At 73.1% G+C, this 13,258-nt stretch carries 10 protein-coding genes; 9 read left to right on the forward strand and 1 reads right to left on the reverse strand.

The genetic code is table 11. The features are described from left to right. Positions 1–93 precede the first annotated feature (93 nt). Positions 94–2,286: an MMPL family transporter gene (locus tag ABD832_RS18315; protein ID WP_344896496.1), complete on the forward strand. Its 2,193-nt coding sequence runs from the start codon at positions 94–96 to the stop codon at positions 2,284–2,286. Between the two features lie 156 nt (positions 2,287–2,442). Here ABD832_RS18315 and ABD832_RS18320 read toward each other — a convergent pair whose 3' ends face one another. Beyond that, positions 2,443–3,345: a bifunctional helix-turn-helix transcriptional regulator/GNAT family N-acetyltransferase gene (locus ABD832_RS18320; RefSeq protein WP_344896499.1), complete on the reverse strand. Its 903-nt coding sequence runs from the start codon at positions 3,343–3,345 to the stop codon at positions 2,443–2,445. A gap of 161 nt (positions 3,346–3,506) precedes the next feature. On the opposite strand from ABD832_RS18320, the gene ABD832_RS18325 reads away from it, so the two are divergent. The 8 genes from ABD832_RS18325 to ABD832_RS18360 all read left to right on the forward strand — a co-directional run bounded on the left by ABD832_RS18325 (position 3,507) and on the right by ABD832_RS18360 (position 12,955). Continuing rightward, positions 3,507–4,451, forward strand: coding sequence for a lactonase family protein (locus ABD832_RS18325; RefSeq protein ID WP_344896502.1), 945 nt, complete (start codon positions 3,507–3,509; stop codon positions 4,449–4,451). Between the two features lie 452 nt (positions 4,452–4,903). After that, positions 4,904–5,929, forward strand: a complete 1,026-nt coding sequence (locus ABD832_RS18330; RefSeq protein WP_344896505.1) for a 6-phosphofructokinase — start codon at positions 4,904–4,906, stop codon at positions 5,927–5,929. A gap of 251 nt (positions 5,930–6,180) precedes the next feature. Further along, the gene (gene macS, locus ABD832_RS18335) at positions 6,181–7,287 is read left to right on the forward strand and encodes a MacS family sensor histidine kinase (RefSeq protein ID WP_344896508.1); all 1,107 of its coding nucleotides are present in this window, start codon (positions 6,181–6,183) and stop codon (positions 7,285–7,287) included. Between the two features lie 182 nt (positions 7,288–7,469). Continuing rightward, positions 7,470–8,108 (forward strand): response regulator, encoded by a 639-nt coding sequence (locus ABD832_RS18340; protein WP_344896511.1) that lies wholly within the window; start codon positions 7,470–7,472, stop codon positions 8,106–8,108. A gap of 363 nt (positions 8,109–8,471) precedes the next feature. Continuing rightward, positions 8,472–9,674: a tRNA uracil 4-sulfurtransferase ThiI gene (gene thiI, locus ABD832_RS18345; protein WP_344896514.1), complete on the forward strand. Its 1,203-nt coding sequence runs from the start codon at positions 8,472–8,474 to the stop codon at positions 9,672–9,674. Between the two features lie 278 nt (positions 9,675–9,952). Continuing rightward, positions 9,953–10,570, forward strand: a complete 618-nt coding sequence (locus ABD832_RS18350) for a molybdopterin-dependent oxidoreductase (protein WP_344896517.1) — start codon at positions 9,953–9,955, stop codon at positions 10,568–10,570. A 48-nt stretch (positions 10,571–10,618) separates the two neighbouring features. Next, positions 10,619–11,809 (forward strand): sensor histidine kinase, encoded by a 1,191-nt coding sequence (locus tag ABD832_RS18355; RefSeq protein WP_344896520.1) that lies wholly within the window; start codon positions 10,619–10,621, stop codon positions 11,807–11,809. Positions 11,810–11,875: 66 nt separating this feature from the next. Next, a complete protein-coding gene (locus ABD832_RS18360; protein WP_413224523.1) occupies positions 11,876–12,955 on the forward strand; it encodes a LytTR family transcriptional regulator DNA-binding domain-containing protein in 1,080 nt (359 codons plus the stop codon). The last annotated feature ends 303 nt before the right edge of the window (positions 12,956–13,258 follow it).

Consider the following 13,258-nt stretch of genomic DNA (forward strand, 5'->3'; position numbering starts at 1 on the left):
ATCCCGTCCCCTCGTTGACAAATACGAGCATTCACTTGTATTTCTCTCTCGAACCGCAAAACACGAGCAGTTTACCGAGTTTCGGGGATGATCATGAAAGTAGTTCCGCGCCCGGCCGCGGCTCCTCCCGTCCCGCCGCTGAGACGGCTCGGCCACCTGCTGGCACGGCGCCGACGCCTGGTGATGGTCCTCACCCTGCTCGGCGTCGTCGCGCTGGGCGTGCCGGCCGCGGGCACGGTCTCCGGGCTCTCCCTGGCCAGGTACGAGGCGCCCGGCTCGGAGTCCGACCGCGCGCGGGTGGAGCTGGCCGAGCGCTTCGGCACCGGGAGCGCCGGCCTGGTCCTCCTGGTCACCGCCGTGGACGGCGACGTGGACGGCCCGGCCGCCGCCGCCTCGGGACGGGCGCTCACCGCGCGGCTGGCCGGTCTGGAGGGCGTGGCCGAGGCGGCGTCCTACTGGACCCGGGGCGCACCCGCCACGATGCGCAGCCGGGACGGCAGGCACGCGCTCGTGGTCGCCCGCATCCCCGGCGACGCCGGGCGGGTCCGCTCCGAGATCCTGCCGAAGATCGTTCCCGAGGTCCTGCGGGGCGACGCCGCGATCACCGTCAGGGCGGGCGGCGGGGAGGAGGTCTTCCGCCAGCTCGTGCCGCTGGCCCGGCAGGACTTCGTCCGGGCCGAGCTGGTCGTCGTCCCGCTCGTGCTCGTGCTGCTGTGGCTGTACCTCAGGCGCCTGCTCGCCGCCGTGCTGGCGGTCGTGCTCGGCGCGCTGGCCATGGTGATCGGGCTGGCGCTGCTGCGGATACCGCTGCTGTACGCCGACGTGTCGACGTTCGCGCTGAACCTCACCCTGGCCATGGGGCTCGGGCTGGGCGTCGACTACGCGCTGTTCATGATCGCCCGCTTCCGGGAGGAGGTGGCGCTCGGCCGGGACCGGCACGAGGCGGTCGCCCGCGCCGTCGAGCGGGCCGGTCGGACGGTGATCTTCAGTGGCGTGACGGTCGCCGCCTCGCTGAGCGTGCTGCTGCTCATGCCCTTCGACTTCTTCCGCTCCTTCGCCTACGCCGGGATCGCGGTCGTCGCCGGTGGAGTGACCGGCGCCGTGCTCGTCCTGCCCGCCGTCCTCGCCGCCGTCGGCGACCGGGTGCTGCCCCGCCGTCCCGGCCGGGCGCGGGGGACGTTCTGGCCCGGACTGGCGACGCGCGTCATGGGCAGGCCGCTCCTGTACGGCGGGGCGGCCGCGGCGGTGCTGCTGCTGCTCGGCTCGCCCTTCCTCGGCCTGCGCCTCGGCGTGGCCGACGACCGCGTGCTGCCCGCCTCCGCTCCCGCCAGGCAGACCTCGGAGGTGATCCGCGCCGAGTTCCCGGCCGAGGAGACCGACGCCCTGCAGATCGTCTCGGCGGACACGTCAGGAGATCTCTCCCGCGCCGTTCCCGGCTACGCCGCCGCCCTCTCCCGCCTGCCCGGCGTCGCGCAGGTCGACTCCGCCGCCGGGTCGTACGCGGCCGGGGCCCGGGTCTCCGCCGGGGACCCGTCACGGTTCGCGGGCGCCGGGGGCACCTGGCTGTCGGTGATCCCGTCCGCGGAGCTGATGGAGGACGACCCGGTCCGGCTGGTCGGCGACGTCAGGGCACTCCGGGCGCCGTTCGAGGTGCTGGTCGGCGGCTACCCGGCCGAGCTGGCCGACTACCGGCGGGCGGTGGTCGAGCGGCTGCCGCCGCTGCTCGCACTGATCCTGGCCATCACCTTCGCGGTGCTGTTCCTGATGACGGGCAGCGTCCTGATCCCGCTCAAGGCGACGGTGCTCAACCTGCTCAGCCTGTCGGTGATGTTCGGGGCCCTGGTCTGGATCTACCAGGACGGCAACCTCTCGGGCCCGCTCGGCTTCACCCCCACCGGGGCCCTCGACGCGAGCATCCCGATCCTGATGTTCTGCGTCGCGTACGGGCTCTCGATGGACTACGAGGTCCTCCTGCTCTCGCGGATCAAGGAGGAGTACGACCTGACCGGCGACACCCCGGGCGCCGTGGTGGCCGGGCTCCGGCACGGGGGTCCCCTCATCACGGCGGCGGGCGGGATCCTGGCGGTGTCGTTCGCGGTCTACGGCACCGCGCAGGTGGTGTTCGTGCAGATGCTGGGCGTGGGGACGGCGGTGGCGATCATCGTGGACGCGACGGTGATCCGCGCGGTCCTGGTCCCCGCCGCGATGCGCCTGGCCGGAGAGGCCAACTGGTGGGCCCCGGGACCGCTGCGCCGCCTGCACGCCCGCATCGGCCTGTCCGGCTGACCGGTCCGTCCGGGCCTGGTCGTCCGGGCCGGTCCGTTTGCGCCAGTTCGTTCGCGCCGGTCCGTCCGCGCTTGGTCGTTCGCGCCGGCCTGTCCGGTCGAACGGCCCGCCCGGACGGCCCGATCGGACCGAACGGCCGGTCGTGTCGCCGTCCGGTCAGAGGTCGCGGGCCCAGACCTCCTCGACGACGTCCCCGGCGGGCCGCTTCTCGATCAGCTCGAAGCCCGCGGCCTGGTAGATGCGCCTGGCCCCCACCAGCACGTCCCTGGTCCACAGCACCATCCGCCGGTAGCCCGCCTCCCGGGCGAAGCGCACGCACTCGTCCACCAGCCGGGTGCCGATCCCCATGCCGCGCGCGGACGGCTCCACGAGCAGCATCCGCAGCTGCGCGGTCTCGTCGTCCTTGCGCGCGCAGAACACGCACCCGGCACGCTCGCCGTCCACCTCGACGATCCAGCCCGCGTCGTACCGGGGGTCGTATCCGTCCATGTAGTCGGCCGTGATCCTGGCCACCAGCGCCTCGAAGTCCATGCCCCAGCCCTGCTCCTGGCTGTAGAGGACGCCGTGCCGGTACACCACCCAGCTCATGTCGCCGGTGCGCGGCGGGCGGATGACGTACGACCGGGAGGTCCCCGGCTCGCGGGCGAGGATCCTCTCGATGGTCGCCATGCTCGCGACCAGCCGCTCGCGGTCCTCGTCGCTCACGTCGGCCAGCAGGCCGCGCACCTCCTCGGCCGCGCGCTCGTCGAAGTCGGCGAAGCTCGCCTTGCCCTTCCCGGTCAGCTCGACCACCTGCCGCCGCGCGTCCGTGGCCGACCTGCTCCGCACGACCAGGCCCTCGGTCTCGAACCCGCCGAGCATCCTGCTGAGGTACCCGGCGTCGATCCCGAGCAGCCGGCGCAGCTCGCTCGCCTCGGTCCGGCCCCGGTGGTCGAGCTCGAACAGCACCCTCATCTCGGTGAGCGAGTACGGGGTGCCCAGGACCCGCTGCTCCAGCACGCCGATGAGCCGGGTGTAGAAGCGGTTGAAGGAGCGGATCTCCGCCACGTGTCTCTCCATGCTTGACATCGTCAACCAATTCTTTGACGAAGTCAACTAATAGGGAAGGGCTTTCCGTGGTGGGTCCCTGTCAGGTCGTCGGTCCGCTGCGCTACCTTCGCACCTGGCCGGGAACGGAAGACGATCTGAGGCGCGGACGCCGCGCCCGGGGCGGGAGCATGATGGCTGAGGTCGCGTACATCGGCGGGTACACCCCCGACACCGGGGGATCCGGGCCGGGGATCACCCTGGTCGAGCTGGGAAGCCTGGCCAGGCTGGGGGAGACGGTGGCCTCCGGCCCCTCCTTCCTCGCCGTCCACCCCGAGCTCCCGGTGCTCTACGCGGTCGGGGAGGCCGAGCGCGGTACGGTCGCCACCTTCGGCCGGGGCGAGAACGGCGTGCTCAGCCCGCTCGCGCAGCGCTCCAGCGAGGGCTCGGCCCCCTGCCACCTGGCGGTGGACCCCACCGGCACCCGGCTGGCGGTGGCCAACTACGGGGACGGCACGGTGAGCGTGCACGGCCTGGACGCCTCCGGCCTGCCGGAACAGGTGTGGATCTTCCCCTATCGCGAGGGGTCCCACGCCCACCAGGCCGTCTTCGGCCCCGACGGCGTGCTGTACGTGAGCGACCTGGGCGCCTGCGAGGTCCGCCGCTACCTGGTCGGGGACGCCGTGGTGCCGCATCCGGACGGCCCCGTGCGGCTCGCCCCGGGCATGGGCCCCCGGCACATGGCCCGGTCGGGCGACCACTGGTACGTGGCCGGGGAGCTGGACGGCACCGTCCGCGTCTACGACGACGGCTGGAACGAGCTGCGGGCCGTCCCGGCCACCGGCACGGGACGGCACAACGAGCCCTCGCACCTGGAGGTCTCCGGCGGGTTCGTCTACGTCGCCAACCGCGGGCCCGACACGATCTCCGTCTTCTCCGGGCCGGAGCTGGAGACGGTCGCGGAGGTGGCCTGCGGCGGCGTCTGGCCCCGGCACTTCGCCCTCGCCGACGGCCGCATGTACGTGGCCAACCAGCGCTCGGACGGCGTCGCCGTGCTCCCGCTCGACGGCGGGGTGCCGGGTGTCGCGGCGGAGGTCTTCGCGGTGGGCAGCCCCTCCTGCGTGCTGCCGCTGTCCTGAGGGACGTCGCGGGATCCGTTCGCTCGAGGAGCGGGCACGGGGCGCCCGTCGTGCCCGGACGCGGGCGTCCGATGGGCCCGGAGGTGGGCGTCCGGTGGGCCCGGAGGTGGGCGTCCGCCGCGCCTGAGGGCGGACGTCCAGCGCGCCCGGGCACGGGTGCCCGCAGCCCCGGGCGTACGCTCGGAGACGACGGCGGAGGCGAGGGCCGGTCCGGCCGGTCCCTGCGGCGGAGCACCCCCGCAGGGAACGGGGACGAGGGCCTTCGACCGGGTCCTCGCCTGTCTGGCGCGCGAGGCGGCACCCGAGGACTAGTACCATTTGGTCTAGACCACTGAGGCTTCTGAGGGCAGAATGCGTTGCGGCGGTGACGCACGACCCGTCGCCGCCCGCACCATGCCGCCTGATCAGGCCACCGTCTCGGACCTGTCCCGCACCCCACACCGGAGGATGTCATGCGTATCGGAGTGCTCACCGGAGGCGGCGACTGCCCCGGCCTGAACGCCGTTATCCGCGCCGTCGTGCGCAAGGGCGTGACCGTCCACGGACACGAGTTCGTCGGCTTCCGCGACGGCTGGCGCGGACCGCTCGAGGGCGACACCATGCCCCTGGACGTCCAGGCCGTACGCGGGATCCTGCCGCGCGGCGGAACGATCCTGGGCTCGTCGCGGACCAACCCCATCAAGATCGAGGGTGGCGTCGAGAAGATCAAGGAGAACCTCGCGTCGGGCGGGGTCGACGCGCTGATCGCGATCGGCGGCGAGGACACCCTCGGGGTGGCCAAGCAGCTCTTCGACAAGGGCGTGAAGGTCGTCGGCGTGCCCAAGACGATCGACAACGACCTCAACGCGACCGACTACACCTTCGGCTTCGACACCGCCGTCAACATCGCCGTCGAGGCGATCGACCGCCTGCACACCACGGCCGAGTCCCACCACCGCGCGCTGATCTGCGAGGTCATGGGCCGTCACGCCGGCTGGATCGCCCTGCACGCGGGCATGGCCGGTGGGGCCAACGTCATCCTGATCCCGGAGAAGCCCTTCGACATCGACCGGGTCTGCTCCTACGTCGAGTCCCGCTTCAAGACGCGCTACGCGCCGATCATCGTGGTGGCCGAGGGTGCGCACCCGGTGGAGGGCCAGATGGCGCTGCAGGCGGGCGAGCTCGACGCCTTCGGCCACGTCCGGCTGGGCGGCATCGGCGAGACCCTCGCCAAGGAGATCGAGAAGCGCACCGGCAAGGAGGCCCGCACCACCGTGCTCGGCCACATCCAGCGCGGTGGCACGCCCACGGCCTTCGACCGGGTGCTGGCCACCCGGTTCGGCCTTCAGGCCATCGACGCGGTGCAGGACGGGGACTTCGGCACGATGGTCGCCCTGCAGGGCACCGACATCGTGCGGGTCGGTCTCGACGAGGCCACCAAGGAGCTCAAGACCGTCCCGGTCAGCCGCTACGAGGAGGCCGAGGTCTTCTTCGGCTGAGCCGCCCGCGACGGGTCACCGAAGACCCGCGTCGCCCGCGATGCCGTGGGACGGGCCCGGACGCCGTACGCGTCCGGGCCCGTCCCATGCGCCTGCCCGGCGAGACCCGGTGAGATTTGCTGAGATCCGGCGTACCCCGGTGTCGTCCCGGGCGTTCTCCGTGCCCGTCCAGCGCCGTCCCCCGGAGGCCCGCCTGGTCAGGGACGAACAGTGCAGTTCACCGCCTTTCCGGCGAAGGGTATGGTCGGCGGGTGGCGGGAATCGAGGGGCCGTTCTGGCGTGCGGTCGCGGTGTTCCGGGTCGCCTCCCTGGCGTACGCGGTGGTCCTGTTCGCCCGCGCCGGGGGATACGCCCACCCGGCCGTCGGCGGGCTGGTGATCGGCGTCATGGCGCTGTGGACCGCGGCGACGATCTTCGCCTACTCCGTCGAGGAGTTCCGCGGCCGGCCGCTGCTCGCCGCCGACATGCTCGTGACCGTGGGCTGCCTGCTCGCCTCCCCGGCCGTACAGGGCGCCTACCGGCCCGGTGACCTGCCGGTCACCGGCACCTGGATCGGCGGCGCGGTGCTCGCCTGGGCCGTGTACGGCGGCCGGCGCGCAGGGGCCGTGGCCGCGCTGGTGGTCGCGTCGGCCGACCTGTGGCTGCGCGCCGTCCCCGGCGGGATCGAGACGCTGCCCATCAACGGCACCGTCCTGCTCTTCCTCGCCGGCGTGGTCGTCGGGCACGTCGCCCGGCTGGCCAGGACGGCCGAGGAGCGCATGCAGCGGGCGATCGAGATGGAGGCCGCGGGCCGCGAGCGCGAACGGCTCGCCCGCGGCATCCACGACTCGGTGCTCCAGGTGCTCGCGCTGGTCCAGCGGCGGGGACAGGAGATCGGCGGCGAGGCGGCCGAACTGGGCAGGCTGGCGGGCGAGCAGGAGGCCGCCCTGCGCGAGCTGGTCAGGCTCCGGCCCGAGCCGCCCGCCGCGGGCACCGCCGACCTGGGCGCCCTGCTGCACCGGTACGGCTCGGCCACGGTCACGGTCTCGGCCCCGGCGACCCCGCTGACCCTGCCCGCGGCCACCGCGGCGGAGGTCTCCGCCGCCGTCGGGGCCGCCCTGGACAACGTCGCCCGGCACTGCGGGGCACGCGCGCCCGCGTGGGTCTTCGCCGAGGCCGACGACGGGCTGGTCACCGTGACCGTCAGGGACGACGGGCCGGGCATCGCGCCAGGACGCCTGGAGGAGGCCGCCGCCGACGGCCGGCTGGGTGTCGCGCAGTCCATCCGGGGCCGCATCACCGACCTCGGCGGCACGGTCACGGTGATCTCCGCCCCGGGCGGGGGCACCGAGATCGAGATGTCGGTCCCGGCCGGATAGCCGGTGGTCCATGCCTCCTCCGGTCAGGGGGTGCGGACGCGTGCCCGCCGTCGACCGTCCGGACGGCCGACGCGCCGTGCCCCTCGCCCGGGAGCGGCCGCGTGCCGTCCTCGCCCGGCCGAACGGCTCGTACGGCCGGGAGCGGAGGGACCCCGTACCGTCGCGCGCTCTATGGTGGGCGGATGCGCGTGATGGTGGTGGACGACCACCCGATGTGGAGGGACGGGGTGGCCAGGGACCTGGCCGAGGCCGGGTACGAGGTCGTGGCCACGGTCGGGGAGGGGCGCCAGGCCCTCCGGGTGGCCGCCGCGGTCAGGCCCGAGCTGGTCGTGCTGGACCTGCGCCTGCCCGACCTGGCCGGGGTCGAGGTGGCCAGGGGGCTGGCCGCCACGCAGCCGCCGCCCCGGGTGCTGGTGCTCTCGGCCAGCGGCGAGCAGGAGGACGTCCTGGAGGCCGTCAAGGCAGGTGCCTCCGGATACCTGCTGAAGTCCGCGAGCAAGGAGGAGTTCCTCGACGCGGTCCGGCGCACCGCCGAGGGCGACGCCGTGTTCACCCCCGGCCTGGCCGGGCTCGTGCTGGGGGAGTACCGCAGACTGGCCGCCCGGCCCGCGCCCGAGGCGACCCCGCGCCTGACCGACCGCGAGACCGAGGTGCTCCGCCTGGTCGCCAAGGGCCTGTCGTACCGGCAGATCGCCGAGCGGCTGGTGCTCTCCCACCGGACCGTGCAGAACCACGTCCAGAACACCCTGAACAAGCTTCAGCTCCACAACCGGGTGGAGCTCGTCCGGTACGCCATCGAGCAAGGACTCGACGAGTCATAGGCGCGGCTAAGGTGACTAGGCCGAGAGGTTGCCTTTACGCGGACGCGCGGGAGACTTGACGAAGTCCCATCGTTCGTTCGCCGTTAAACTTCCCCCATCTTCTGAAACCTCACGAAAAAAGCGGCGTCTCGCGGCCGGGCCCGCCGAGCCTCCCCGGAAGCTCACGGCGGGGTCCGTCTGAGTCCCGGCAGGGTCTCGTCGGGGCCCGACGGGGCCTCCGAGGGCTCTGTGGGACTCGTGGGGCTGCGTGGGTCCCGCCGGGCCCCGCGCCGGCCCGTGAACCCCCGCACGTCCCGAAGCCCGTGCACTTCCCCGCACCCCCGTAACCCCCGTTCCCCTCGAAGCTCCACCGGAGGTCGCACCATGACCATGTCCGCCTTGGGCGAGCCCTGCGTTCTGCTCAAACTGGGCGAGGTCGTCCTCAAGGGCAACAACCGCGAGCTCTTCGAGCGCAGGTTGCAGGCCAACATCAAGGCCGCCCTCAAGGACGTCGGCGTCAAGGTCGACGTGCGGCAGCGCCACGGCGTGATCGCGCTCTTCCTGCCCGAGGGCAGCGACGCCGCGGTCGCCGACGCGGTCGCCGAGCGCGTCTCCTACGTCCCCGGGCTGGTCTGGGTCCACCGCGCCTGGCGGGTGGCCAAGGACCCCTCGGCGATCACCAAGGCCGCGATCGAGCTGCTGGCCGACCGCGAGGACGTCAGGCGCGGCGTCTCCTTCGCGGTCCGCTCCCGCCGCCGCGACAAGCGCTTCCCGCTCACCTCGATGCAGCTGGACCGCTCGGTCGGCGGCGAGCTCAACGACATCTACGGCCTGCCCGTCGACCTCAAGAGGCCCGAGCTGGTGGTCTCCATCGAGGTCGACCGCGACGAGGCGTTCGTCTTCACCGGCGGGCAGCCGGGTCAGGGCGGGCTGCCGGTCGGCACCAGCGGCCGGGGCCTGGTCCTGATGTCCGGCGGCATCGACTCCCCGGTGGCCGCCTACCGGATGATGCGCCGCGGCCTGCGCGTGGACTTCCTGCACTTCTCCGGCATCCCCTTCACCACCTCCGAGTCCATCTACAAGGCGTACGCGCTGGTCCGGGCGCTCGACAGGTTCCAGGGCGGGTCCCGGCTGTGGGTCGTGCCCTTCGGCAAGGCCCAGCAGTCCATCAAGGCCTCCGGCCAGGACCGCCTGGCGGTCATCACCCAGCGCCGCCTGATGCTCAAGACCGGCGAGGAGGTCGCCCGGAGGCTGCGCGCCGGGGCCCTGGTCACCGGTGACTCCCTGGGCCAGGTCTCCTCCCAGACCCTGCAGAACATCACCGCCCAGGACGACGCGGTCGACATGCCGATCCTGCGTCCCCTGATCGGCCTGGACAAGACCGAGATCATGGCCGAGGCCCGCCGCATCGGCACCCTGACGATCTCCGAGCTGCCGGACGAGGACTGCTGCACACTGCTGGCCCCCCGCAAGGCCGAGACGGCCGCGAGGATCGCCGACCTGAAGAAGATCGAGCGGCGGCTCGACGTCGAGGAGCTCGCCACCCGGCTGGCCGGGTCCCTGCAGGAGTACCGGCTCGACGCCTGACGCCTGACGCCTGATGCCTGATGCCCGGGGCCGGGGCCGGGGCCGGATCGGCGGCCCCGTCCCCGCGCTCCCAGGACCTGCGGGACGGATCGGGGCCCCGTCCCCGCACCTCCGGGGCCGAGCGGACCCGCGGCTCCCGCCGTCCCCGCGTCCTTTGGCGCCCGGGACGGATCGGCGGCTCCCGCGTCCCGGGGGCGTTATCCGGTGGCCGCCGAGCCGGTGGAAAACCCTCGATGGCAGGATTACCCCGTGCCATCGGGGAAACGGCGAGGGGAGTGATGGTGGAGCAGCCCGAACCGCCCGAGGAGCCTCGCCTGCCACCGGGGCAGTACGTCCCCCGGGGCCGGCCGGTGATGCACTACGGCCGGGTGCCCACGTTCCGCCCGGAGACCTGGCGGTTGCACGTCATGGGGGCGACCGCCACGGGGGAGCAGCACGGCTTCAGCTGGCCGGAGTTCTCCGGACTGCCGCGCACCACGGTCCTGGCCGACTTCCACTGCGTCACCAAGTTCTCGATCATGGGCAACGAGTGGAGCGGGGTCTCCACGGCGACGCTCATGGAGCTCGTCCCGCCCGCGCCCGGCGTGCGGCACGTCATGATCTGGGGTGAGTACGGCTACAGCGCCAACGTGCGGCTGGGCGACTTCACCCATGCCCAGACCATGTTCGCGCTGGAACTGGACGAGAAGCCCATCTCCCCGGAGCGGGGCTTCCCGGTACGGATGGTCGTCCCGCACCTGTACGCCTGGAAGAGCGTCAAGTGGGTGCGCGCCGTGGAGTACCTGCTGGAGGACAAACGCGGCTTCTGGGAGGAGCGCGGCTACCACAACATCGCCGACCCCTGGCGTGAGCAGCGGTACTCGTACCAGGAGGAAGCGGGCGAAGGCCCGCCGTGATCGGCGTTCGCCCCTGATCACAGGGGCGGGTTGACTACGGTTTCCCGCATGTCGACCACCGGCTGGGTGCTTCTCTGCGCCTTGAGCGTCCTCATCGGATTCGTCCTCCCGCGCCGGCGGCGGTCCCCGGGCCGGGCGGGCGGGCCGACCGAGGAGGCCACCTTCGTCACCCTGCACATCGCGGCCATGGCGGCCCCCTCGCTGCGGTCCGGCCTCACCCGCGACTCGGCCCGCAAGGCCGTCGGCCACCTGCGCGCCCTGCTGGGCACCGGCGCGGTCGCGGTCACCGGCCCCGAGGGCCTGCTCGCCTGGGACGGCGCGCCGGCCTGCAGGTACGACCACGCCCGCGAGCACGCCCGGCCCGTCCTGGCCTCGGCGCGCCCGCACCTGGTCTCCCGGGACGCCTCCGGTTGCGACACACCCGGTTGCGCCGCGGCCGGGGACGGGATCGTGGTGCCGCTCACCGTCGACGGGCGGGCGGTGGGGGCGCTGGCCGCGTACGACACCGTGGTGGGTGCGGGGCTGGTGCGGACCGTCACCGAGGTCGCCCGCTGGGCCTCGGGCCAGCTGGAGCTGGCCGAGCTGGACTCCTCGCGGCGGCGCGCCATGGAGGTCGAGATGCGCTCGCTGCGCGCCCAGATGTCCCCGCACTTCGTGTACAACGCGCTCACCACCATCGCCTCGTTCGTCCGCACCGACCCCGACCGGGCCAGGGAGCTGCTGGTGGAGTTCGCCGACTTCAACCGGTACGCGCTGCGCCGCGCCCGCGACCTCGCCACCCTCGCCGAGGAGCTGCACTGCGTGGACCGCTACCTGCTCCTGGAACGTGCCAGGTTCGGCGACCGGCTCGGTTTCGCGCTGCGGGTCGCGCCCGAGGTGCTCTCGCTCTCGGTGCCGTTCCTGTGCCTCCAGCCGCTGGTGGAGAACGCCGTCAAGCACGGCGTGGCCGCCACCGGCCGCTCGTGCGAGGTGCGCGTGGTGGTCTCCGACGCCGGGTCCGAGGCGCACATCAGCGTGGAGGACGACGGCCCCGGCATGCCCGCCGAGCAGGTCCGTCTCCTGCTCGGCGGCTCCGCTGCGCCCGGGGAGGACGAGGGGGCAGGGCTGGCGGGCGTCGACGTGCGGCTGCGCCAGCTGTACGGGGAGGACTACGGGCTGGCCGTGCAGAGCGCTCCGGGAGCGGGCACCCGGGTGCGGCTGCGCGTCCCCAAGCCCCCCTCCGGTGATAGCTATTTGTAGTCAAACTATTACCCGAAGTTGCCATGCGGGTTGCGGTGAGTGTGCTGGAAGGGACAGCGTAGGGTCATGTTGCGAGTCCTGGCCGTTGACGACGAGGTCCCCGCCCTTGAGGAGATCGCATATCTTCTCCGCCAGGACCCCCGGATCGAGCACGTCTCCACGGCGGTCGGCGGCGTCACCGCGCTCCAGGACATGGTCCAGATGATCGGCACGGGTGAGCGGCTGGACGGGGTCTTCCTCGACATCCGGATGCCCGGCCTCGACGGCCTGGACCTGGCCAGGCTCATCGCGGGCTTCCCGAACCCGCCCCGGCTGGTCTTCGTCACCGCCCACGAGAACTGCGCGGTGCAGGCGTTCGAGCTGGAGGCGGTCGACTACCTCCTCAAACCGGTCAGGGCCGACCGGCTGGCCGAGGCCGTACGGCGCCTGGAGTACGCGTCCTCCGCCGCCACGGAGCCGGTGCCCGAGGACGTCATCCCGGTCGAGCTGGCCGGGCGGACGAGGTTCGTCCCCCAGCAGGCGGTCTGGTACGCCGAGGCCAAGGGCGACTACGTCCGCCTGCACACCGAGGAGGGCGGCTTCCTGGTGCGCATGTCGCTGGCCGCCCTGGAGCGGCGCTGGGCCGGCTCGGGGTTCATCCGGGTGCACCGCAGCACGCTGGTCTCGGTACGGCACGTGAGCGAGCTGCGCTTCGACGCCGGCCGGGTGACGCTCCGGGTGGGCACCGAGACGCTCCCGGTCAGCCGCCGCCACACCCGCCAGGTCCGCGAGCGGCTCGTCCGCCAGTTCCGCGACCGGCCGGACGTGCCGGGCATCACCGGTGTCGCCGCCGGGATGCCGGACGTGGGCGACACGGCGGGCGAGCCCGGGGTGCCGGGGATGCGGGGCGCTCCGGGGGCGTCGGGTGTGCCGGGCACGCCGGGTACGTCGGGTTTGCGGGGCCCGTCGGGTGGGCCGGGTGTGCTGGGTGCCCCGGTGGCTTCGAGTGCGCTGGACGTCCCGGATGCTCCGGGCTCCCCGAGGGTTTCCGGTGCTTCCGGTTCGTTGAATGCTTCGGGTGCTTCGGGTGCTTCGAGTGCGCCGGGGATGGCCGCCGCGTCGCGCACGGTCCAGAACAGGCCCGTGCCCTCCGCCGCCCTGCGGTGACCGTCTGACGGTCCAGAGCAGGCCTGTGTCCTCCGCCGCCCTGCGGTGACCGTCTGGCGGTCCAGAACAGACCTGTGCCCTGCGGTGACCGTCTGACGGTCCAGAGCAGGTCCGTACCCTCCGCCGCCTGCGGTACCGCCCGAAGGTTCCGCGGCCGTCCGCGGAGCCGTTCACGGCGTTCTCGGGCCGCTCCGGCCCCCGTGGGAGGTCGCGGCCGCGGTCCGGCGTCGTTCGCCGGACCCTGGCCGCCCGGGGGCTCGTCTTTCGCCCTTCCCCTTCGGGGTCTTCGTCCCGGACCGGCCC

The organism is Streptosporangium longisporum, from assembly GCF_039534895.1.
Classification (GTDB): domain Bacteria; phylum Actinomycetota; class Actinomycetes; order Streptosporangiales; family Streptosporangiaceae; genus Streptosporangium; species Streptosporangium longisporum.

Excerpts from the sequence above, each read along its gene's own strand:
- ABD832_RS18315 (WP_344896496.1), top strand. The coding sequence starts at position 94 with ATGAAAGTAGTTCCGCGCCCGGCCGCGGCTCCTCCCGTCCCGCCGCTG.
- ABD832_RS18320 (WP_344896499.1), bottom strand. The coding sequence starts at position 3,345 with ATGGAGAGACACGTGGCGGAGATCCGCTCCTTCAACCGCTTCTACACC.
- ABD832_RS18325 (WP_344896502.1), top strand. The coding sequence starts at position 3,507 with ATGGCTGAGGTCGCGTACATCGGCGGGTACACCCCCGACACCGGGGGA.
- ABD832_RS18330 (WP_344896505.1), top strand. The coding sequence starts at position 4,904 with ATGCGTATCGGAGTGCTCACCGGAGGCGGCGACTGCCCCGGCCTGAAC.
- ABD832_RS18340 (WP_344896511.1), top strand. The coding sequence starts at position 7,470 with ATGCGCGTGATGGTGGTGGACGACCACCCGATGTGGAGGGACGGGGTG.
- thiI (WP_344896514.1), top strand. The coding sequence starts at position 8,472 with ATGACCATGTCCGCCTTGGGCGAGCCCTGCGTTCTGCTCAAACTGGGC.
- ABD832_RS18350 (WP_344896517.1), top strand. The coding sequence starts at position 9,953 with ATGGTGGAGCAGCCCGAACCGCCCGAGGAGCCTCGCCTGCCACCGGGG.
- ABD832_RS18355 (WP_344896520.1), top strand. The coding sequence starts at position 10,619 with ATGTCGACCACCGGCTGGGTGCTTCTCTGCGCCTTGAGCGTCCTCATC.
- ABD832_RS18360 (WP_413224523.1), top strand. The coding sequence starts at position 11,876 with ATGTTGCGAGTCCTGGCCGTTGACGACGAGGTCCCCGCCCTTGAGGAG.